The 1,075-nt window shown below is 62.7% G+C and carries 1 protein-coding gene; it reads right to left on the bottom strand.

From position 1 onward, the window contains the following. Window positions 1-970, bottom strand: a 970-nt coding sequence (locus ACSS7Z_RS16230) for an IS481 family transposase (RefSeq protein ID WP_438255911.1), incomplete at its 3' end; no start/stop codon positions are given. Between the last annotated feature and the right edge of the window lie 105 nt (window positions 971-1,075).

The raw sequence follows: 1,075 nt of genomic DNA, 5'->3' as shown, positions 1-1,075 counted from the left end.
TGTTCTTCCCACTGACGTTGTGGACGCGGTCGATGGGTGAGAGTCCTCCGATGCCGGTATGGGGTCTGTGGTGATTGTAGCTATGGATCCAGGCTTGGTAAGTGGCAGCTCTGGCGGCGTCTGAGTCGTAGTGGTGGGCGTATGCCCATTCGAAGGCGAGGGTGCGGTGGAAGCGTTCGATCTTCCCGTTCGTCTGTGGCCGGTAGGGGCGGGTGAACTTGTGCTTCACGTGCTCGCCCAGGGCGTCGTTGAACATGCGTGAGCGGTAGCAGGAGCCGTTGTCAGTGAGCACGCGGAGCACGGTGATGCCCAAGCTGGCGTAGAACGCGTTCGCGCGGTCCCAGAACCCTGCCGCAGTCTCTTTGCGCTCGTCATCGAGGATTTCGGAGTAGACCGCCCTTGAGCGGTCATCGATCGCCGAGTGCAGGAACGAGTACCCGACCCCGGACCGGTTCTTCTTCCCCTTCGCCTGGCCGAGGGTGCGGTGTCCACCGCCGTCGGGAATGCGTCCGAGTTTCTTCACATCCAAGTGGACCAGATCACCGGGGTGCTCGTGTTCGTAACGCACCGGCTTCGCCTTGCGTACTCGCACCCCGGTGTTCAGATCGATATGCCCGAGCAGCGGGACACGATAACGAGCGAGGACCTTCGAGACCGTCGATTGTGGCAACCCCAGGTGATACGCGATCCGGTGCGGACCCCACCGGCGTGTGACACGCAGCCCGACGATTCGCCGCTCGGTGCGCTGCGGCGTCTGATGCGGTGAACAGCGTGGCCTCGAGGAACGATCCGCCAGCCCTCCCACGCCTTCGGCGCGGAACCGGGCGACCCATTTCGATACCGTGCCACGAGCGACCTGGAATCGTTCAGCGGCGCGCGCCTGAGCCCACCCGTCATCGATGACGAGCTTTACGAGCTTCAACCGCCCTTGCGGATTCAGCGCGGCACGGGCATGGGTAACGTAAGACATGAGGACCTCCGTGGACTCGATCAGGTGTGGTTACCCATATCGATACCGGAGGTCCTCACCTCATTTCCTCACGCCACGCTGCACACAACCACCGTGGGAAGAACA

The organism is Microbacterium wangyouchuni (assembly GCF_051546305.1).
Classification (GTDB): domain Bacteria; phylum Actinomycetota; class Actinomycetes; order Actinomycetales; family Microbacteriaceae; genus Microbacterium.
The sequence above is the reverse complement of the archived record's forward strand: the minus strand, read 5'-3'. Positions and strand labels throughout refer to the sequence as shown.